Genomic DNA, 23,257 nt, shown 5'->3' with positions numbered 1-23,257 from the left:
TGTTTGAATTGCAAATTCTTAAAATATAGTATCGAAGTTATAAACTTCGACAATCAGGTTTTTATATGTTGAATTATGAATCGCTCACCAGTCCTCCTTTGTCGGCTTAGTGGTCGATGGGTCCAAGATCGCTCACCAGTCTTCGCTTTGCTCAGCTTGGTGGTCGATGGATAAATTTAAAAAGCCCCCCTTCAATTGCTCGAAGAGAGGCCATCCCAAAAACCGATTTATCAAAAAGTGGAGGTCGTTTCCAACCTCCACTTATGTTTAGATTTTCAGATCATCAGCACCGATTACTCGATGATGATCATTTTCTTAGTTGCTGTGAAGTCACCGCTCTTAAGTGTGTAGTACATCACACCACTTGCTCCCAACTGCTCTCTTGTGAATGTTTCACTGTTCAAGCCTTTGTTTGCGTTGATGTTTCTTACTGTCACTACTTTACCAGTTACATCATATACACTTAAGGAAGCTGCTGCTGGCTCAGGCATGTTGAAGCTTACTGTAGTCTGACCCTTGAATGGGTTAGGCTCGTTTTGCATCAACTCGATAGCTGTTACTGGAGCTGTTCTTACTTCTAAGCTTACTTTGCCCACTTTAAGGTCGCTAGTGTATGCTTCTGCTGAAGTCACTGCTGATCCGATTGAAAGCATTTCGCTTACTTTCACTGCTCTGTCTGCTTTTACTGTGATAGTAAAGAGTACTTCATCATTAGCTACTGTAACACCTTTGTCAGATGCATAAGACATAGTTACTACGTCATTTGCAATCACTCCGATGTTATTGTCATTGATTCCTATAGCACCACCATCGATACCTACAAAGCTTGCACCTTTAAGGTTCATAGTGTACTGGAAGCCTGCTACATCATTGAAGTTGGCTGCTGTAACTGCGATGTCTACTACATCACCTGCTGCGATAGTTTGCTCTGCTACAGTCATAGCAACTGTATTTGCGCTTCTGCTTTCTACTGCTGGGCTAGCAACATTGGTAGTTACATTACCATTGACATCTCCTACCTTAACAGCTACAAAGTTTTGGTTCATCATATCTTTGTCCAAAGAAGAGATTGCTATCTTCTCAAGATAAGGGAATGGTGTACTTGCATTCATTGTCTGAGATGATATAGGGAATCTCCAGCTTGCGTTGTTTGGCAACTCATTGTAGATACCTAAGATCAATTTTCTCAACTCTGTAAGATCCTGAGCTGTTACTTTACCATCATTGTTTACATCTGCTGCAATCATTTTGTATGGTGAAGATAATGTCTCAATACCCAAGATATGTCTCTGAATCATCACAAGGTCAAGTGTACTTACTCCATTGATGTAGTCTCCACCTTTGCTCGCTGTAACTTCGTAATCGATTCCGTTTGGAACACTCTTCTCAAATGTACCATTCGAAGGAGTGGTTACTGATACTGGGTACTCAGTGATATTGGCATCTATTGTCACAGTGACATTGCTGACAGTCTGATTTGATTCAGTTGCTACTGTACCTGCTATTCTAGATCCTGCACCACCTGTAGGACATCCGTTACCATTACATACTAACTTAAGATTGACCATACAGAAGTCTGTATTCAGATTCCAATCCCATACGCTTACGTTTACTTGTACTTCATTGGAAGACTTACCTTGTAATGCGTCGCTTGTCCAGATTTTGCCTGAAGTCTTAGTGGCAGGTAACCATTTCTGTGCTGTTCCTGCAGCATATTCAGCAGGTGTAGCTGAAAGTCCTTTTCCTTTGAATAAATGCTCTGTATTCAAGCTTGTCAATATCGGGTGCTCACCATTGAATGTAAACAACAAGTCTTTTTGTGCTGTACATGGCCATGCAAGGTCTCCGTCAAATGATCCCTTATCAAAGTCTCTTGCCCAAAGCTCTACCATTGGCTTAGCAGTGCTTCCTGCCGGTGTTGCCATCAGTGCTGTGCTAAGGTGTACACAATAAGGTGTTGGTGCTTTTTTGTCTTTCACCTCGATGGTCTCTGTACATGCACCGAAATTATGACATCCGTCTGTTACTTTCCATGTCACTTTATGGTAGCTGTGCTTACCTTCAATGATGTTAGGGAATGTAATTGTAATATTATCTTTTGGCTTGCTCGGAGCTACATATTTGGCAGGTACCCAAACTCCCGGAGAAACCTGAAGTGTTTGTCCACCACCAAAGTTCCAGTTGGTAGGTACAAATGAACTATAAGCATAGTCAACAGTACCATCTGCCCACTCGTCAATCACTACATACCACTTCAACCATCTGTTAGGATCGTTAGGAATACAGCCACCATCATCATTTGCTGATTTTGTCAAGGTCACTGTAGTCTTACAGTTTGCACCAGCTGCGATACATGTATCTTTACATGCTACTACCGGAGCTATCACATCTTCAAATACAAAGGTCTTGTAGTAACATACTTCTTTATGATCACACCAGTTGACAAATTTGTACTTCACTACCCACTTTCTACATACTCCATCCTCGAAGTCAAACTGCTCAGGCTGGCTTACGTTCAATCCGATCACATCACATGGTGCCTGTACATATCTTGGTTCCCATGCAGCTATGTCTGCAGCTGTAGGTCCGGTACATGCTACCGGCGCAGGGGCGCCTGTTGGTGCATTACAAAATACAGTTTGGTTAGTATTTACTGCAGGTGCAGTATGAGAGTATCTGCTGTCTGCAGCAAAATTCCACACCTGTGTGCTGTTGCTTTGAAGTACTCTGATATTTTGTCTACACGTTATGTATTGTACGGTTGTTGAACCTTTAGGAGTGAATGGTACTCTGAAGGTTCTTCTAATCCAACCAAGATCACACTTATCAAGTTCTTCTGCATCGCTGAATTCAACAGCAGGATTTCCGCAAGCTCCGTTAGCTTCTGCTACTCCTGTCTTGTCGAAGTTTACTCCAGCCACAGACTTCCAAACACCTACGCTTGTCTCTATCGGCCAGTCACAGAAGATCGTGGCATCTTTAGGACATACTAGGATCGGTGGATTGTTGTTTTCAACTCTTACAGTTGACCACGTCTCATTGAAGTTGTCTTGCTGTGGATTTGGATTGGCATCTGTTGCTAATACCCAACATCCGATACATCCGTCTTTGTTACCATCATCCCACACTCTCATCTGTACATCATGTGATCCAAACGCCTGACCGGCAGGTATGTCCTCACAACAGAATTTCACAAACTTACCACCGTCAGTATCTAAGAAGTTGTGTAACTTAGTAGCATCTGCTCTGGTAATATTAGCTCTGGATGTTCTCCATGTTGATCCTGCACCTACTGATCCTGTGTAGTCCCAGAATTCAGGTCTTACTACAGTAGCTCCATTTACGACACTCATATCTCTCCATGTCCATTGTCCCTGTGCCTCATCTATCAATACTACTTTCCAGTTCATATTGGTTGGACTTACTCCGGCATCTCTTGTTCGTGATCCACTACTGCTTGTCCATGTCCAGGTGATATTGGCTGTAGGAGATGAGCTAGTGGAGAAATTAATACCAGGCATACTGCTGTATGTTCTGTTATTATTGTGTCCGTAATATCCTATATTTGAACATAAAGGAGAATTCAAAGCTCTTCTGATCTCGATTCTTACATCACTACAGTTGTCATTTGATCCGTTGTCTACACTTGGTGCAAACAATTTAGCACTTGCATCTGCTGTACCATGTGCATCATATCCGGGAGTAAGACCTACTACGATATTTTGCTTAGTCACAGGTACTGGTGCTGTTCTGTCAGCTACAGTAATATCCATAAGATGTATTGTCTCATTACCACAACAGTCAGTGCCTATGTACTTAAATGTGGTTACTCCGCATGGTACTCCTGCTGCTCTCCATCCTTTGCCTGCTACCCAGGTCACTGTCAAACCATGAACGATATCAGCTGCCTTAACTGTGATAGTTGGGTGGTGGTCACAATTGTCATGAAGTTCCCATACCTCAGGCATCCAGAAGTCTGCTGTACAACCCCATGGATTGGTACTTACTGTCTCATCGTTCACTAAGAAGGTAGGTCCTTCTGTGTCGATAGACTTGATAACCTGTGTACACTCATAAAGATTACCAGTACACCAGTCAAGTGTTGTCCATCTTCTGATCACTTTATTGTTGCCTTTACAGCCTACTGAACATGCTTCAAGTGTAACGTCATTGTAAAAAGTTATAAATGAACAGACATTATCTAATCTCACGGGGGTTGTACCTGTTCTGTTAACATAAGGATAGGCATTTCTTCTTGATGTTGAATTGCTTCCAAAAAAATCATAAATACCATCAGGTGAAATGTCAACACCACAATCAACAACCACTTCTTTATTTGGGCACATAATTCTATCCATATTGATAGGCACAATAAAAACAGTATCTTTGCATTTGGCTGTCATGCCACCACAGTCAGTATAAGACCAGTTTCTAACGATCATACCCCCGCAGTCCTTTCTAAAATCATGTAATGTCAGGAGCGAATCTGAAGAAAATCCACAGTTGTCAAACTTAGCAGGTCTTAACAAAACTCGATTGGGATCAATTCCACTTATATTGTTCCTCAGAAATAATGCAGCACTATCACATTGCACCGTAATTGACGAATTACAGACTATGATAGGAGGCATTTTATCTTCTATTTTCATTGTTCCCCAACAGCTATTATTATTACATCTATCAACAACTGATACAGTGAGGGTTTGGCCCAAGAATTCCTTGTAAGATACTGGCGAAACAATCTTTCCTTTATTTGTTTTTACAATAACCGTATAGAATTCTGGCAGAACTTTTGCAGTAGAAGTAAATAATTCTGCCAGAGACCCGCCTTCGCAATTTTTATCCACACTTATATTTATATGGTTTTTGCAACTAAGGGATGGTGTATTATTGTTGGAAATTACGGTGGTACAGCTTAAGTCGCTTGCACATAAAGGGTTGCAAGGTACTGTATTGACGGCTTGAATACAAATGATTTCGGGTCCTGACGCTGCTTTTGTTGTGGGTGTGTAAGAAGCTACAGCTGCTGCAAGTAGCGTGCCGTTGATGTTATTTTTGTAAAAATTATACCTTACGACCGATGAATTACCTGAAATTTTGATATTGTCTAGTCGTAAGGTCCCAACTGATGATGAGGCATTATAACCATAAATTCTAAAACACACAGCATTAGAACATTGATTTAAGTTAAGAATACCTGAATTTAAAAATTGTGAATCTTCAAATCCAGAGAAGGAGCCCAGAATTGTAAAGGTTTGCCAGCCATCAGTAGAGTATCGGATTTCTAAATTTTGAGGTCCTGTTCCTGATCTTCGATAATCAAAGGAAAATCCTGTAATATTTAAAGTGTAACATTCGGATTCTGGTCTGATGCAAACTTCAATGAATTTATTAGGGTCTAATGTTGGAGTCCTCCATGATGAGGTGTTTAAGCTTGAACCCGAAGATGGGTTGCCTGATAAAAAAGTTGGTCCACCTACATCATTGCTTACACGGACTACTGATTCCGCTCCTGTTCCAATATATATAGGTAATAGATCTTCCTTGTCGAAATTAAAAATCGCATTTGAAAAATCAGGTACTGCATTACTGCAAGTTGAAGTAATAGCAGGCATGTAACCGTCACAACCTGTAATCATAGGACTGATAACAGGTTTTGATAGAGATGGTTTGATTGGGACATAGAGTGCATCACCCGTGGTAATACAACCATTTGCATCTGTAATAGTAACAAAATATGGTCCATATGAAGGATGGTTTCCTAAAGCAGGAAAAGTAAACGTTGGTGCTGTAACGGCAGGTGTTCCGTTGATAGTGCCTGATAAGTTGGCGTTCCACAGATAGGAATAACTGGGCTTCCCCCCTGTAGCCGAAGTACTTAATGTGACTGCATCCCGCTTGCATACAGGTTGGACGGCTGAATAAGATATGTTTGGATGACAATCTACAACATAAGCCGGTGAAGCTAAAATGGCATAACAAGGATTTAATCCTCCGGAAAAGCCTACAATTGGAGTGCCCTGGCTCATCGAAGCCAACAATGTTGCGTAATCTGAATTTTTTACATTGACGGCATATACCAGGTACGTACCTTCACTGAGATTGGTAAACAGTCCAGTGCTATTGGAAGTAACGATAATACCAGAATTGACGAGAACATAAAATTGTGTATAGCCATTATTGTTATATGTTCCGGGATTGGCTTGAGCAATGATTACTCCTCCATTTGGAGGGACAGGTGCAGTTCCAGAGCAATCACAGTAGACACCGCTTGGGGCACAAATCGTTTCATCAACTGAGGTTGTACCAGAACAAGTAGGTAATCCGAAATTGGGCATATAATCTGATGCAGTCACAATAATTGGGGCATTGCCGGTCAATGGGATTGAATGATTAAATGGACCGAATGTCAATGGACTACCTGAATAAACCTGAGTACTACCGTGAACTGATACATTATAATTAGCATTGTTTCCACCTGAAACACTGGTAACTGTGATATAGTATTGTGGTGTATAAGCACTAATATCCAATGACATACCAGTCATAGGCTGAGAAACTCCTGTACAGGTTGCCTCAGCAGCGATTACGATATCATTTAAAACAGTTATACTGAAGGAAACTGGTATTCCTGTACACGATGAGGCGCTGTTAATTACAGAAATAGTCCCATAATAAGTTCCGGCTGCAAGTGATGGCGGCAATGTGATGCCAATTGAACTGGATGTAAGACCGGTTAAAGGAATATCTGAAATACCTGCCGCATTTGCTGCATTATCAAAGTCTATGGAAAATTGATTCGGAGCGCCTGTTATTGAAGTGAAAGGTAAACTGGCTGTGGTTGATTTCAAACAGACTGTCGGATTAGTTCCAAGTATTAATGAAGGCAAAGGTTGTACTACGACATTTACCGTGCTGACCCCGGAGCAGTTATTTACATCTGTAACAGTGACTGTGTAATCTCCTGCCATGGATATAGTGGCTCCTGTCCTGGAAGGATTCTGAGTGTCGTTCTGGATATATCCTCCAGGTCCTGTCCAGTCATAGGCAGAGGCAGGCAGACCAGTAGGAGATGTTGTCTGCAGGTTGATAGTTTGACCAGTGCACACAGGACCATTGCTTGTAGTGGTAACTGTAGGTAATGCATTGATTGTATATGTTACACATTGATAAGGTCTGCAGGTGACATTGTCCGAGGTGGGAGAAAGAATAGCGCATATAGTGTAACTTCCTGCATCCAAGCTTCCTCCTAAATTTGATAATGTGGCAGAACCTGCACATGAATTGATAACGCTGTAAGGTACTGTACCCATCAATGTTCCACCAGAATAGACATCTGAAGGTGGAGTGGTGCCCATAAAATTGACAAATGAGATACCAAAATTACGTTCTGTATTGTTAGCGATACACAAGTTGACCAGGTTTGTTGCAGTTATATTAAAAGTATTACCTTTACATATCGGTGCTATGGTGCTGATGTTACCTATAGAAGGACAAACAAAACACGCTTGGGATGAAACACTTCTAGTAATGTCTGTAAAGCAGCCTGAAGCCGTATTAAATACCCTTATTGTATATGATGTACCTCCTGTAGTAGGGTATGAAGGTAATCCTCCTCCTGTACCGGTTAAAATTCCACCTCCTGCAGTGAACGTCAGCGTCGAACTTGTAGCAGCAATGGCTGTGGCCAAAGTTCCTGACCCCGATGTTCCAGTAGTAATAGTATAAGCATATCCTGTGGCTGCCGGAATGGACACATCTATCTTCGCCGGTGTTCCCGCAGTACAATCCTGATTTGTAGGGGTACCTGTGACAGCTGGTAATGTTGAAAAATTCACCATCACAGATCCGTAGGCTGTACATGACGATGCGTCTGTATATCTTACATAAAATGTTCTGCTAACAGTAATGTTTACTGAATTCGGATTTGGGACCAGTATATGTGTTCCAGGCAGGGATGGGTCATCATAGTACCAGGTGTAGCTACCACCTCCTGAACCTCCTGTGACAGTTGGGTTCAATGAAGTCAGGTTTATAACAGGTGAGTCCGAACAAACAGTCTGTGCTGGGATGACTGCAAGTACGGGCAGGTCTGCAGGTGCTGTAACAGTGTACATTCCAGAAGTGGTCCCTGCACAATTATTGTCATCCCTAACAGATACTACCGAGTATGTTCCAGGTGCCAAACCAGTTGCTGTATACGGAGATGCATCTGAAGTGAGATCGTATGATGCTCCTGTGGTGGTATTGCGCAAGGTAAAGGACCATGGAGCTGTACCTGCCAATGTAATACTTACAGTCCCGGAACCGGCACAAGTAGATGGGGATGTTCCTCCTGTAATAGTAGCAGTCACCAATGGTGATATGGTAACTTCAGATGATCCAGATATAGTAGCATTACATGTTGAAGCGGGTGAAGAAAAAGCCACGCTTGTGATCACATAAGTTCCAGATGATGTTGCATTGAGCGTGTAAGGACTGGATGTTATTGTGAGCGGAGTTTGTGCAATCCCATTGATACTATAATTGACTGTTGCTGAAAATCCAGTTGAAGGATTTGTAAATGTGATCGTCAAAGGAACAGTTGTTGGGGCGCAGGCATTACCACCACCTGTCAGGGTTACAGACGGGCAAGTGATGGTATATATTTTTGATGGTAAAGTGGGGTTATTGTCACCTGTACAGTCTGCACTTCCAGGATCCGGAGATATCCTTGGTTTAATGCGTATGGTGGTGTTGCACATTGAGGTAGGTATAGTATAAGTTGCGCATGTTGGGGCAAGGGTAGTCAATGTTGAACTTGTAGCCCCCGTTACATTCACAGAACAAGATGGTAGTGATTGTCTTGTATTATTTCCTGTCCATTTTGTATAATCAGAAACATTGGAAAGTATGTTGTTTCGAGTGTCTGAAATGGTACCTGTATTACAATTCCAAATTGCATTATCGTATTCGTTACCGTTTGTATTATTTACACCTACTGCCACAGCGGTGGATCCGTTGGTTAAGCCTTCAGGGATATCAGAAGAGTTCGACCCTTCGGTTGAGTTGTATTGCCAAAGATTTTGAGCATAAGTAGTGACACCATATATAAACGATGATGGATATGTACCTGCTGTTCCACAATAAGCCAATACCTGATCACCATCATTTGCTAATGAAAAGTCTCCACTTCCACCTGATTCTGAATAACTTATAGTGCCAGGCCCTGAAATTGAAAGATTAGTTAACGTACCTGGAGTTAACGCACCGGCAACGGTAATGGTAATGATATTGCCAGCCAGTACTCCACCTGAAGGTGCTGTCCAACTGATAAAACCTGATTCTGCTGCACCTGAAGAAGCATACCATCCAGATCCACTTACTCCCCTGTCTGTAAAAATAATGGTTGTACTGGCCGCTATATTGACAAGTGGTATGAAGGAAAATCTATCATCAGCATCGGATTGTATATCGACAATGACAACATCGCCTGCAACAAGGTTTGAACAATCTTTATAAACAACAGAAGAAGCAGTCACACTTATAGTTTGTGATGCTATCACGCTACCAGCTGGCTCATCAAAGACATCATTATCATTGTCCGTATCCAGCACCCATTCTATGCTTCCACCATTTGGAAGATTAGTGGATGATGTTGGGTTTAATGACATTTGAATGATGTCTCCGGGGCATTTTGCTCCGTCTGGTGTGCTACAGCTTGCATCGTTTATAAACACAGGACAGGCTGGTGGTGCTGCAGCACAATTACTGTTTACTGTTATGTATTTAGGGGTACCGCATGCTTGTGCAGCCTCTTCTACTTTTATGATATAAGTGCCGGTAGCGGTTGCAGGCAGAGTCATGATAGATCCTGACAAAGTTCCACCTGCCCCAGTACTTACATTTCCAGCATCTGACGAAATAGTATAAGTATAGGGTGTGTTTCCTCCGCTAAAAAATGGCGATAGATTAATGGAGCCGGCGACAGCATCTGTTGGACAGCTGATGGAGGTCTTGGATTGTGTAAACGTCGGCAATACTTTTACAGTATAGGTGACAGATTCATAACACTCTGCGCCCGAACAACAATTGGTGTAATCATCCCATTGCAATCTGATCGTATGTGTACCTTCACCCAGGCTTGCTGTGGTAAACGACAGGGTAGTGGTTCCGGTGGTGGTATTGGGTGTAACGCTGGTCCATGTCTGTGGAGCTCCTTCGTTGACAATTACTACAGAACCAATCTCACTACCTGCATTTCCGGAAGTAGTGATCAAACCACCCGCACAAGAAAGACCGGACACATGCTGGTAATTATACACTTCGAGTCCAAAAGTAAACGTTTGCGGACTACAGACATTAAGTGAAGAAGGAGGTATCCATGCGAAAGCAGGCGTTGAATTTGGTACACCTGGGGTTGGGTGATTGGTATTGTTGACTGCTGCAGTCGATGTGTTGTTGGTCTGAATGCCGGTTTGTGTTAAAGCAGTATTGATATTCCATTGGGACGCAGCATTCATCACATCAGTGCCACTACCCACCAACGATGCTGTTGCAATGGCACCGCTACGCTGATAAGAGCTGTTACAGCCTTTTATATTTGTCCCGAGGTTGACATACCTGGGGTCGTCTGTTCTTGGCATCACATAAGTTATTGCCGGACCGGGGCAATTGCCTGCAGGCATCAAGGGGACACCTGTGGCAGCCGTACCATCGCCTCTGATTCCGGGGGTACCTAAGGTGTAGCCCGAAGTGCTGGGAGCCACGTTGTCAGCATCCCCTGATGATCCGCCATATGTAGTGGCGCCGGCTGATGTCGTAGTAGTTGTTCCCCATTTTACAGCATCAGCAATGGTACCGTCGTTATTGAACAATACTACCTGATCACCATCCGACGCATCTGCATTATCAATAGTAAATCCTGAGGCTGCAGGATCATAGTAAATCGCATTTGCAGGGTTGCAAACATCAAAATCCGGAACAAGACCCGGATAGTCGCATTGGGGGCATGACAGACCATTGGTGCCTGGGACACAGCTATTAGTTATACCTTCTCCTGCGACTCCGCCTGCCGCAGAGACAGATTGCTGAGAGCAGGCGATGAGATAAACACCATCAGCAGGCATAAGTGTGCCTGCAGGAATGATGACAGCCCATTCACCGTTGGTGACTACCATACCGCCGATATTGGTTCCCGGTATTCCTGCGAGCTCTACGATACCATCATTTGATGCGTCTGACTGTCCTGAATCACCTGAGACTTCATTTATGACTACAGGGTTAGAAGGTTTTGTGGGGCACTGCCCAATTGCTTCTAAACCCAAAAATATGATTATTAAAAGTATTATTGGCTTGGGGAAAAGCTTGTAAAAATTCTTAATGTTCATTTTGCATTTTAAATTTCATATGATGTAAGGGCTTAAGGTTTATCTCGGAAATGTTCCGCAGTTTGGATTGCAAGCGCAGGTGTTTGGACATGGTCCGGGCGAAGTAATCTGCGCACTGCTTGGTACACTGCTTGTGGCTGAATTGGAATTACAGTTACAACGGGTTATTATATTCTGTGGCGGCCCTGACTGATGGTACACAGGCAAAGTCTGGCTCCAGCTTGTGCCGTTATCTACTGAGTATTGCATAGTTGATCCTGTGGGACAATTGTTTACGGCAGCTTGGATAAATCCTCCAGCAACATTGCACAAAGGAAAAGAACAAACACTGTTGGTAATTGTGACATTATTTGGGATGATATTAGTAAAATCCGGACAGACACAAGAAACAGGACACATGCCGGGATTTGTGGTGACACCACTACTTATAGGGCTAGTCTGAGTATGGCTACTATTACAGATGCATCGGGTTATGATGGTTAGAGGCGGGCCTGATTGGACATAAGAAGGCAAAGTGGTCGACCAGATCATACCTGCGTTTGTTGAAAATTGCATAGTTGATCCTGATGGACATAAATTATTAGTCGGTGCCGAGATATTACCTCCACCCAATATGCAATTAGTACATGTACTATTTGTTATGCTCACATTGTCTGGTGCTGTGTTTAATGTAGGACATGCAAGAACTATTTTGTCCAATGTATAGTCATCAATGGCGATGCCATCATCAGATCCTGAAGCATCAAAACTCACCCACCTAAAACAAAAGGTAGTATTTGCTGGAATATTTAGGCCAGTGATAGTAGCTGTAATAATTGCTGAATGCTGCATTGAACCAGAACCGGTGGTTTGACCGGGATTTACATAATCCAATGATGGAAATGCTATCCAGGTACCAGAACCATTTATTGCAGTAGTATTAGAGTTATACTCAAAATTGATTCTGTCAGTACGATTAGCAGACCCTACACGCCATGTCTCTCCGGTGAAGGAAATCCGCAAAGATGTGATTGTGCTTCCTGTACTGTTGGTATAGCATACCCCAATGGAAGGGGTCAAAGAACCTGACTGTAATCCGCCCAAAGACCTTTCTGTATTTGATGCGAGTCCAAAACTATAGGTGTCACCGGTAGTGGAACTACCTGTTCCAGCTGTGTAGGTGGTATTTGCGCTAGATCCTGATTCTACAAATGCCCAGCCTGGAGGAAGTGTGCTTGATGTTCCCGTTGATGCTAGGGTGTTAAAATCTTGTGTATCTGTAAACAATCCACTGGTAACATTTATTTGTGCATCTGTAATGTTGACTATGTTAATAGAAATAGTAAATAACAAAAATACACATCTATTCTTAAAATTTTTCACTTTTCAGGTTAAGTTTAAGGTGCTTGGAATATCATTTCGAAGGTTAATCGGATTACAAAGATAAAAAATAAAATTCATAAAAAATTAGTATCCAAATGTTTAATTTCGAAATATTTTATTATTGAGTTGCATTCACCTGGTTGTTAAGAAAAATTGGACTTTTTTAAACAAAATATCAAACAGAATAAAAACAAGTCGTATTTATAAAACAAATTGAATTCTTCATGCCAAAATATGAAGGTAGGATAATGCTTAACCTGAATTTGGGATAAGAAAATTGAAGCATATATGGTTTAATATATTACCTAAAAATCTAAAATGATAATCTATTACGACCTCCAAATAATGTATTCTGACCTAAGAAACAACATGACCATGCCGTCAGGCATGCTGACTGATCCTTCACTAAATTGAGCTCCCACTCCATTTTGCTGTCGCACCGTTCAGTCATGCACCATGCCATGTGCAGCTATGCTGTAGTGGTGACTACAGCATAGCTGCACACAGTATGATTTGTCGCTAAAAGTGCTTCCGCCGCGGCGGATTGTATTTGCAGCTCTCACTACAAATCTCATTTTAGATATTTTGGTATTTTATAATTTTATTAAAAGAAGGAGCATTAGCTCTGATATCTTTGTAAAATGACTTAAATATTTGACAATAAGGGGCGTAACCCAGATATCTTCAATTATGTTGAAATTGTTTTAAGATTTCAGGGCTAACGCCCCTGATTATGTTTTTTTGGGACTCTGATTAAAATGATTTCAGGTCTACGCCCTTAATATTTAAAGAAGTACCATAAAATACTTTAACCCGAATTCATGTTATTTTGATATTTGGATACAACTAAAGTTAGTCTGGGCTTGAATTTGAAAATGCTATATGTTAGCTTTTTTGAGTTCAAGCTTTTAGAATGTTACTGACCTTGAAACGATACCTGTGATTAGTCGTAATTGTATGGGCGACTTAATCATTTCATGATTAAGCCACTCATTGAAAAAAGGGTCTAAACATCTCTTGAATACAGTCGTAATTTACAATGGAGAAGACATCATTTCAGAATTGAGCTCAATCACAACAAAGTCAAAATCACTTTTGAAAATTATTTCCGACCTACATCCGAAATGTAAAGAAAAAACCATAGATTTGTATTTTACTAACATTTATTTAAAAAAAAAACATAATAACATGAGTGAAATTAATCCAGGTTTGATAGTACTATTGCCGCTACTTTTTTTACTTTTACTATCTGCTTTTTTCACTGTCAAGCAGCAGACAGCCGCTATTGTAGAGCGTTTTGGTAGGTACAACAGCATCCGGCACTCCGGTTTGCACATGAAGATACCTTTTATAGATCGAATAGCAGGGAGACTCAATCTGCGCATACAGCAGCTGGATGTCATCATCGAGACCAAAACCAAAGACAATGTATTTGTCAAGATGAAAGTATCCGTACAGTTTAAAGTTATACAGGAAAAAGTATACGATGCATTTTATAAACTTGAGTACCCTCATGACCAGATCACTTCATACGTTTTTGATGTAGTGAGAGCCGAAGTACCCAAGCTTAAGTTGGATGATGTCTTTGAAAGAAAGGATGACATTGCAGTTGCTGTCAAGCGGGAGCTCAACGAAGCTATGACTACATACGGATATGATATCATCAATACCCTGATCACGGATATTGATCCGGACATCCAAGTTAAAAACGCCATGAACCGTATCAATGCAGCTGACAGGGAAAAAACAGCTGCAGAGTATGAAGCTGAAGCCGGCAGAATCAGGATTGTGGCCAAGGCTAAGGCTGAGGCAGAAAGCAAAAAACTTCAGGGTCAGGGTATCGCTGACCAACGTAGGGAAATCGCACGTGGGCTTGTAGAAAGTGTTGATATTCTCAATCAGGTGGGCATCAATTCGCAAGAAGCATCCGCACTGATTGTGGTCACTCAACATTATGATACATTGCAGGCAATAGGCGCAGATGCCAACTCCAATTTGATATTGTTACCCAATTCCCCTCAAGCAGGTACGGATATGCTCAATAACATGGTAGCGAGTTTTACAGCAAGTAATCAGGTAGGGGAGTCAATGAAGGCTGCTAACAGCACTAAAAGACTTCATAAGCCTCATGAAAAGGATGAGTTTGGAAGGCACAAGGACGAGTAGATAGGTGGGAATAAATGAGGTAAAAAAAATACTAAAACTAACGTCAGTTTGATGAATAATTTACTAAATATTCATCGAACTGACGTAAAACTACAAATTTTGAGAAGGAGTTGAATGATTAAATTTTAGTCAGGCTCAATTTCGTCCACCTCTCCCATATCAGTAAGATAACTGAAGATTTTATTGGCTTCTTGTTCGTCTACAATGCTGATAGCTACTCCGACATGGACCAGCACATAATCTCCGGTTTTTGCTTCCGGAGTCATGGATAGGTTGACGTCTTTTATGATTCCGCTGAATGAAACCTTTGCTGTTCTTAGGAGGTCATCCACAGACGGATTCATGCTCATAATTTTACCTGGAATAGCAAGACACATGGACTATTGTTTTTGATGTATTGTTGGTTGATAAAATGACTTTTTTATTCACTACGCTTAGCTCAGGATGTGTTACCTGATCTATGCTTCCTGCAATGCCTGAACATGTTGCGTCAGCCATGAATACCAAACATCCATACCTTCACCTGTAGTGGCACTGACCTCAAATATTTTTAATTGGTGATTGACTTTCAAAGCATATTCTTTGGCTTTTTCAACATTAAAATTGACATAAGGAAGCAGGTCTGTTTTATTGATGATACAAACGGTTGACGTATGGAACATATCCGGATATTTTAATGGTTTGTCGTCCCCTTCTGTCACGCTCATGATGACCACTCTTTCTTTTTCGCCGAGATCAAACATAGCAGGACATACCAGATTGCCCACATTCTCTATAAAAAGGATAGAATCAGCAGGTGGTTTTAATCCCTGAAGGGCATGCAGCACCATGTGCGCATCCAGGTGACAACCTTTGCCGGTATTGATCTGAGTGACTTTGGTACCGGTGGCGTGGATTCTGTCAGCATCATTGGTAGTTTGCTGGTCTCCTTCTATCACTGAAAAAGAAATCTCACCTTTCAGATCAGTGAGTGTCCTTTCCAGGAGGGTTGTTTTTCCTGAACCGGGTGAACTGACAAGGTTGATACAGAAGATATTTTTGGCATCAAAATAGCCGCGGTTGCGTTCGGCAAGCAGATTGTTTTGATACAAAATATCCTTTTCCACTTCCACAATGGATTTTTCTCCGTGGTGGTGAGTATGATCTTCTCCCAGATGATGGTGGTGCGTATCAACGCAACCGCATGTAGCACACATAAAATTATGAATTACAAATTATCAATTTTCAATAGTAATACTCTTCACTTTCAGTTCCTTACCTTCTGTGATCTCCACAAAATAACTGTTACAATTTTCGCAAGTGTCATACAATTTTTCCATGAAGAACAGATGACCGCATTCCATACATTTCCCTTTTCCTGCAGTATGGTGGATGATTTTTTTTGCTTTGCTCAAAATAGTATCCTTTACTGCTTGTTCCCAGGCAAAATTAAATGCATCTATTTCCACCGTATTCAACTGACCGATTTCAAGTTCAATTTCTTCAATGTGAGTGGCATTTGCTTTTTGAGCTTCCGCGTCAGCAATTTCCAAAATGCTCATGACAATGGAAAGTTCATGCATGAATCAGGACAATTTTTTACGGGCATTTTGTCTTCTGACCATCAATGCAATCACCACAGTCACTAATACAGCGACAACAACCGCTATATGTTCGGGTTCAGTAAAATAATGAATCACAGAAAAGCCATCGTGAGTATGGTCACCGTGACCCGGGTGTGCATTGACTGCGAATGGTGTCAACAGAATTAATCCGGACAGTAACTTATAGAATATTTGCTTGATCATTACCAAATTAAATTTGATTCCAGACAAAGGTAACTTCTCTGATAATCTTTCAAAATGAGAAATATCATACAGTATTATAATCTGTATCATACAATTGCTGTCCTTCTTTCTTTTCCAGGTAACCATATTTGAATCAATAATTTTTGCAAACCCTCTAAATACTTTGCCATCTATGGAGTTATTACCAACAGTTATTGATTGTTTTCTATGGATATTGAATGATATTGTTTTACCTTTATGCTTTTGATTCAAAACCATCCGGATATGAAGATATTAAACCTGGTAGTGACTTTTTTGGTTGTATCGTCAGTGTTATTTTGTCAGGAAATCAAAATACCCGCCTCATATTCCAACATCGGATATGACGAGAATGGAATATATTACAGGACTGACAGTATGCGGCACTATGCTGACCCTGTAAAACCAAAATACACTATATCCGCATTGATGGGAAATCCGGTAGGAACTAATGATGGTATCATCTTTGAATTTGGCGACTTTGAAGGCACGATCACCTATGGTCTGATCCCGTACAATCAGGTGAAACACCCTTTGCCCATTTTCAGATTTACAAAGGAAATTGTGTCCGGAAAGGTCGCGGTTAATATCAAAAACGACTTCCGTTATCCATATGATTTTGTAGCATGGAAAGAGCGTGCGATGTTGACTATAGGATACAGGCTGACTTCAAAAACCGGTAGTATGGTTTACGATGGCGAGGTTGGGCTTACAGGCACAGGACCATTTAAAATAGCTCCGGCAATTTCTGAAGGACCATTTATCAGCAAAGTAACTGATCAGGAGGTTACCATATGGTTTCACACGACCAAAACTGTAAAATGTACAGTAGAAGTAGATGGAAAAGTGATTACTGAACCTGAAGCAGGCACTTCGCATGTATTTACTATCACTTCATTAAAATCCGGAAAAAAATACCCTTATAAAGTTATTTACGGAGATTTTTCGCAGCAATACGAATTTACCACTGCTCCGAAAGCAGGTGATAGAAAACCGTTTGTGTTTGGTTATTGCAGTGACAGCCGGAGTGCTACCGGCGGCGGAGAACGAAATATATTTGGTGCCAATGTATATGTCATGAAAAAAATCGGAGCATTGGCACAACAGCAAAATGTAGCATTTATGCAGTTTACGGGAGACATGATCAATGGTTACCTCAATAATAAAGAGGAAATGCTGCTTCAGTACACCAACTGGAAAAAAGCTGTCGAGCCGTTTTGGCATTATACACCATATTACACCACAATGGGTAACCATGAAACGTTGGGTTACATTTTTAAGGATGAAGCAGGTAGCAGGGTAGCTTTTATTGACAAGTTCCCATACAATACTGAATCTGCAGAAGCCATATTTGGACAAGCGTTTGTCAACCATGAAAATGGTCCGTCAGGTGAAGATGGCAGCAAATACGATCCTGATCTGCAAAATCTGGATTTTCCTTCATACAAAGAAAATGTATATTATTACACATACGGGAATGTGGCTATGGTTGTCCTGAACAGTGATTATTGGTTTGCACCTACATTGAGTGGCAATGTCAGTACGAGCGGTGGTCTTCATGCTTATATTATGGACAATCAGTTGAAGTGGCTGCAAGAAGTGATCAGTAAGCTGGAAAAAGATAAAACCATAGATCATATTTTTGTCACTCAGCATACTCCTGCTTTTCCCAATGGTGGCCATAGCGGAGACGATATGTGGTATCATGGAAACAATGATAAAAGAACTTACGTAGCAGGCAAGCCTGTTGAAAAAGGGATCATAGAAAGAAGGGATGAATATCTGGATATTTTGGCCAACCAAAGCACCAAGGTGGTAGCCATTTTGACCGGAGATGAACACAATTACAATCATATGAAAATCACTAATGAAGTACCTATCTATCCTGAAAATTATCCACATAAAAAACTGAGCTTCAAGCGACCGATATATCAGGTGAATAATGGTGCGGCAGGAGCACCATATTATGCTCAGGAAGTATTGCCGTGGAGCGCACATACTAAGTCATTCAGTGTTGAAAACGCCCTTTGTCTGTTCTATGTCAATGGTAAAAAGATTGAAATGCGGGTTATTAATCCAGACACACTCAATGAGTTGGATTATCTGAAGTTAAGATAAATCTTACACATTTAAAAAGAATCAGCTGAATGACCAGTTACCTCATTATTTCCCTGACAGCATTTTTAGCTGCGGTACTTACATTTTTTTCAGGCTTTGGACTTGGTACTTTACTGGCACCTGTGATGATGTTGTTTTTTCCGGCAGAGGTAGCTATCGCAATGACAGGAATAGTTCACCTGATCAACAATATACTGAAATTGTTTTTAACAGGAAGAGATGCGAATAAAAGCGTAGTCATTACATTTGGGGTACCTGCAATTCTGGCATCTTTTGTCGGAGCATGGATTTTATTACAGATATCCGAAATGCCGGTTTTTTTCTCTTATCAGATTTGGGGACGTGATATGAATGTATATCCTGTCAAGTTTATCATCGCCATACTTCTGATGATTTTTGCTTTAATCGAGATCATTCCCTATTTTGAAAAACTGCAATTCAGTCAAAAATGGATGCCTTTTGGCGGGATTTTGAGTGGTTTTTTTGGAGGGCTATCAGGTACCCAAGGCGCGCTGAGAAGTGCTTTCCTGATAAGGGCTGGATTGTCCAAAGCCGCTTTTATTGGCACTACAGCTTTTGTATCCACCATGGTGGACATCACCAGACTTGGTGTGTATTCGAGAGGCATGATAAGTCATATAGAGATGTCCAATGTATATATCTTATTGGCTGCTATTTGTTCGGCAGCAGCAGGCGCAGTCTTTGGCAATCAATTGTTGAAAAAGGTAACGATAAACTTCGTTAAAAATACTGTGGCCATACTTTTGTTGGTGATAGCCTTCGGGCTTGCTTCTGGTATTTTGTAAACCTTAACCCTGAATGTACAGGAGAAATTTTTCTTCAAAATAGGGTTCCTGAAAATATTTATTAAGTGGGGCAATTTCCTTATATTCGTGTTTGGAAATCAGTTCCAATTCACTTTTTAAATCTCCTTTCAAAGCAATTAGGCCATTGGGATATGTATTTTTATGTGTTTTTCCCAATACTTTTCTTGCCCACGGCAGCAGTAAATCGATTTTCGCCACTGCCCGGGTTACCACAAATTCGCATTTTTCTTTGATGTCTTCTACTCTGGAATGACGGGTTTCTACATTTGTAAGCCCGATAGTGCGGACTACTTCTTCAATTACAATCAATTTTTTATTAATGCTGTCCACAAGCAAAAACTGACATTCCGGAAAAAAAATTGCCAAAGGAATACCAGGAAACCCACCACCCGTACCAAGGTCAATGATTTTAGTTCCATCCTTAAAGTTGATGAACTTTGCGATGGCTAACGAATGCAAAACATGATGTACATACAAATTGTCAATGTCTTTACGTGAAATAACATTTATTTTTTCATTCCATTCCCTGTACAAACCTTCCAAAGCGGCTAATTGACCTATCTGATCTTGACTCAATAGAGGAAAATATTTTGAAATAACATTACAACTCATTTGTTTATTATTAAAATTGAAGCTGTAAAGTTATGATAATCAATGAAACTAATCTCGATGAATAAAAATATAAAATCGTTACCGTGTTTTAAATACATAAATCCTTAACTTTGGGACATGAAATTCATCAGAAGTATCTTATTTTCATTTTGCGTCATAGTTTTATTACCTATCTCAGACTTAATTGGTCAGGATGATGTAACCATTTCTCTTCTTACATGTGCTCCGGGCAAAGATATTTATTCCATTTACGGTCATAACGGTATCAGAATACATAATCAATCATCGGGATCTGATATGGTATATAATTATGGTACATTTGACTTCAAAGAGAAGGGATTTATGATAAAGTTTATGCGAGGTAAACTTCCATATACTATCAGTGTGGCTCCATACGACAGATTTTTGTATGAATACAACTATTTTAATAGGAGTGTCAGAGAGCAGGTGTTGCACTTGGATTCAACAGAGAAGCAGAAAATTGTGCAGTTTATTGATTGGAACATGCTGGAAGAAAACAAAACCTATAAGTATGATTTTTTTAGGGACAACTGTGCCACCAGAGTCAGAGATATTTTGGACAACCATATCTCCGGTTTGCTATGGAATACTGACTTATCATCGGCAAAAACTTTCCGTCAGATCATAAAGGAGTATCAAAAGGATATGCCTTGGACAGATTTTGGCATCGACCTCATCATAGGTGCACCTGCAGACAAAGTCACTACACTCAGCGAAGAAACATTTATTCCGGACTATCTTGCCAAAGCTGTAGGGAATGCACGAAAAAAAGCTTTAAACACATCACTGCAGCAGACAGAAAATCAAGTACTTACATTTGAAACAACGTCAGTAAGTAACTATTTTTTACTTTCGCCATGGTTTGTATTTGGCATGCTTTTGTTGATTGAAATAATTATTTTTTATTGGTTTGCATCAGGAAAAGAAATGGGTTGGGTGAGCATATTTGACCGTTTTTGGATTTGGACAATTATACTCAGTGCACTGTTGATGGTGATCATGTGGTTTGCGACAGATCATATCCCGACCAAATACAATTACAATCTGCTTTGGTGCAGTCCGTTGGTGCCGGTTTTTTATTTTTTGAGAGAAAGGAGAACAAAATTTAAATGGATACTATGGACTTTATTGATTCTTTTAGGAATAAGTATTTTAAACTCTATTCCGGGTCTGATGTTTTTACCACAATACTTTCATCCATTGGTCATCTTGATTTCCACTATTTTGGTGCTTAAAGTGGTCAGGTGGTATAAGGAGAAAGTATGATTTGAAACCTTTATAAATGTCAGGGAACCAAAGAAATTTGCCAATCATCATGAACTAAATCCGGTCAAAAAGAAATATGAATAAATTAGATATTGAATACAGTAGAAATGAAGATGCTATGTTGCTGGCGGTGTCTGATGTCAATAGAAAACTTGAAAAGATATCACTTGGCGGAGGTATCGATAGGATCAAAAAACAGCATGAAGAAGGTAAATTAACTGCCCGTGAACGTATAGCAACATTAATTGATAAAGATAGTATTTTTTTTGAAATCGGGGCCTTTGCTGCATACGAAATGTATCAGGATCATGGTGGATGCCCCGCTGCGGGAGTAGTTGCGGGATTGGGAAAGGTTGAAGGCAGGATAGTCATGATAGTCGCCAATGACGCAACTGTAAAAGCCGGAGCATGGTTTCCTATGTCAGGTAAAAAAAATCTCAGGGCACAAGAGATAGCTATGGAAAACCGGATTCCCATTATATATTTAGTGGACAGTGCCGGGGTTTATCTTCCTATGCAGGACGAAATATTCCCGGATAAAGAACATTTTGGGAGGATTTTCAGAAATAATGCTAAAATGTCTTCTATGGGCATCCCTCAGATAGCAGCTATCATGGGCAGCTGTGTGGCAGGAGGGGCATATCTTCCCATTATGTCTGATGAAGCATTAATAGTAGAAGGTACAGGTTCTATATTTTTGGCTGGACCTTATTTGGTCAAGGCTGCGATAGGAGAGGACGTGGATCAGGAAACACTAGGTGGAGCAACCACACACTGTGAAGTTTCTGGGGTCACTGACTATAAAATGCCTGATGACAAAACCTGCCTTGCTACAATTCGAAAATTAGTTTCTAAAATCGGGGCATCAGAAAAAGCTGGATTTGACCGGATCAAGGCTTTAACTCCCCGGAAAAATGTGTCTGACATTGCCGGCATTTTCCCTGACAACCCTGCTAAGCCTTATGATATGCTTGAAATCATCAAATGTATAGTGGATGATTCGGAGATCACTCAATACAAAGAAGAGTATGGCAAATCTATTATTTGTGGATACGCACGTATAGATGGATGGGCAGTAGGTATTGTTGCCAATCAGCGGCTTATCATCAAAAATGCTGCAGGCGAAATGCAAATAGGAGGTGTCATCTATTCTGATTCTGCTGATAAAGCTACAAGGTTCATTATGAACTGCAATCAAAAAAAGATTCCTTTAGTATTTTTGCATGATGTGACTGGATTTATGGTTGGCAAAAGATCAGAGCATGGTGGTATCATCAAAGATGGTGCAAAAATGGTCAATGCAGTAGCTAATTCCACAGTACCAAAATTTTCTGTGATAGTTGGGAATTCATATGGTGCAGGAAATTATGCCATGTGCGGTAAGGCTTATGACCCAAGATTGATCGTTGCTTGGCCTACCGCAAAATTAGCGGTCATGGGTGGAGCTCAGGCTGCAAGAGTCCTGACCCAAATCCAGATTTCTACGTTAAAGAAACAAGGAAAAGCACCTGATCCGGAATCAGAAAAAGCATTATTTGACTCCATGAAAGACAGATACGATAGCCAGACTACTCCATATTACGCTGCTGCGAGACTTTGGGTAGATGCCATCATAGATCCGAGAAAAACCCGTGAAACTATATCTTTAGGAATAGAAACGGCCAATCATGGTATCGTGGAGAAATTTAATCCCGGAGTATTACAAACCTGA

General features: G+C 40.7%; 13 protein-coding genes. 5 read left to right on the top strand and 8 right to left on the bottom strand.

Annotation, left to right across the window (positions count from 1 at the left end; genetic code table 11):
* Positions 1 to 293 precede the first annotated feature (293 nt).
* The 3 genes from IPK35_12880 to IPK35_12870 form a co-directional block, all read right to left on the bottom strand.
* Positions 294 to 11,306, bottom strand: coding sequence for a T9SS type A sorting domain-containing protein (locus tag IPK35_12880; protein MBK8054130.1), 11,013 nt, complete (start codon positions 11,304 to 11,306; stop codon positions 294 to 296).
* Between the two features lie 102 nt (positions 11,307 to 11,408).
* Positions 11,409 to 12,731: a hypothetical protein gene (locus tag IPK35_12875; GenBank protein MBK8054129.1), complete on the bottom strand. Its 1,323-nt coding sequence runs from the start codon at positions 12,729 to 12,731 to the stop codon at positions 11,409 to 11,411.
* Between the two features lie 313 nt (positions 12,732 to 13,044).
* Positions 13,045 to 13,182, bottom strand: coding sequence for a hypothetical protein (locus tag IPK35_12870; GenBank protein MBK8054128.1), 138 nt, complete (start codon positions 13,180 to 13,182; stop codon positions 13,045 to 13,047).
* A 746-nt stretch (positions 13,183 to 13,928) separates the two neighbouring features.
* Between IPK35_12870 and IPK35_12865 the strand changes: the two genes are divergently transcribed.
* Positions 13,929 to 14,897, top strand: coding sequence for an SPFH domain-containing protein (locus tag IPK35_12865; protein ID MBK8054127.1), 969 nt, complete (start codon positions 13,929 to 13,931; stop codon positions 14,895 to 14,897).
* Between the two features lie 125 nt (positions 14,898 to 15,022).
* On the opposite strand, the gene IPK35_12860 is transcribed toward IPK35_12865, so the two are convergent.
* The 4 genes from IPK35_12860 to IPK35_12845 all read right to left on the bottom strand — a co-directional run bounded on the left by IPK35_12860 (position 15,023) and on the right by IPK35_12845 (position 16,672).
* A complete protein-coding gene (locus IPK35_12860) occupies positions 15,023 to 15,274 on the bottom strand; it encodes a HypC/HybG/HupF family hydrogenase formation chaperone (protein ID MBK8054126.1) in 252 nt (83 codons plus the stop codon).
* A gap of 81 nt (positions 15,275 to 15,355) precedes the next feature.
* The gene (hypB, locus tag IPK35_12855; GenBank protein ID MBK8054125.1) at positions 15,356 to 16,093 is read right to left on the bottom strand and encodes a hydrogenase nickel incorporation protein HypB; all 738 of its coding nucleotides are present in this window, start codon (positions 16,091 to 16,093) and stop codon (positions 15,356 to 15,358) included.
* A gap of 21 nt (positions 16,094 to 16,114) precedes the next feature.
* Positions 16,115 to 16,459: a hydrogenase maturation nickel metallochaperone HypA gene (gene hypA / locus IPK35_12850; protein ID MBK8054124.1), complete on the bottom strand. Its 345-nt coding sequence runs from the start codon at positions 16,457 to 16,459 to the stop codon at positions 16,115 to 16,117.
* A 3-nt stretch (positions 16,460 to 16,462) separates the two neighbouring features.
* On the bottom strand, positions 16,463 to 16,672 hold the full coding sequence (locus tag IPK35_12845; GenBank protein MBK8054123.1) for a hypothetical protein: 210 nt from the start codon (positions 16,670 to 16,672) through the stop codon (positions 16,463 to 16,465).
* Between the two features lie 276 nt (positions 16,673 to 16,948).
* Here IPK35_12845 and IPK35_12840 point away from each other — a divergent pair, with 276 nt between their 5' ends.
* Both IPK35_12840 and IPK35_12835 read left to right on the top strand, forming a co-directional pair.
* Positions 16,949 to 18,820, top strand: a complete 1,872-nt coding sequence (locus tag IPK35_12840; GenBank protein MBK8054122.1) for a metallophosphoesterase — start codon at positions 16,949 to 16,951, stop codon at positions 18,818 to 18,820.
* Positions 18,821 to 18,849: 29 nt separating this feature from the next.
* The gene (locus tag IPK35_12835; protein ID MBK8054121.1) at positions 18,850 to 19,626 is read left to right on the top strand and encodes a sulfite exporter TauE/SafE family protein; all 777 of its coding nucleotides are present in this window, start codon (positions 18,850 to 18,852) and stop codon (positions 19,624 to 19,626) included.
* A gap of 3 nt (positions 19,627 to 19,629) precedes the next feature.
* Here the strand turns inward: IPK35_12835 and rsmG are convergent, their stop codons facing one another.
* A complete protein-coding gene (rsmG, locus tag IPK35_12830; GenBank protein ID MBK8054120.1) occupies positions 19,630 to 20,259 on the bottom strand; it encodes a 16S rRNA (guanine(527)-N(7))-methyltransferase RsmG in 630 nt (209 codons plus the stop codon).
* Positions 20,260 to 20,376: 117 nt separating this feature from the next.
* Here rsmG and IPK35_12825 point away from each other — a divergent pair, with 117 nt between their 5' ends.
* Both IPK35_12825 and IPK35_12820 read left to right on the top strand, forming a co-directional pair.
* Positions 20,377 to 21,546, top strand: a complete 1,170-nt coding sequence (locus IPK35_12825) for a DUF4105 domain-containing protein (GenBank protein ID MBK8054119.1) — start codon at positions 20,377 to 20,379, stop codon at positions 21,544 to 21,546.
* 76 nt (positions 21,547 to 21,622) lie between these two features.
* On the top strand, positions 21,623 to 23,257 hold the full coding sequence (locus tag IPK35_12820; GenBank protein ID MBK8054118.1) for an acyl-CoA carboxylase subunit beta: 1,635 nt from the start codon (positions 21,623 to 21,625) through the stop codon (positions 23,255 to 23,257).

It is taken from the genome of Saprospiraceae bacterium (genome assembly GCA_016713025.1).
Taxonomy (GTDB): domain Bacteria; phylum Bacteroidota; class Bacteroidia; order Chitinophagales; family Saprospiraceae; genus OLB9.
The sequence above is the reverse complement of the archived record's forward strand: the minus strand, read 5'-3'. Positions and strand labels throughout refer to the sequence as shown.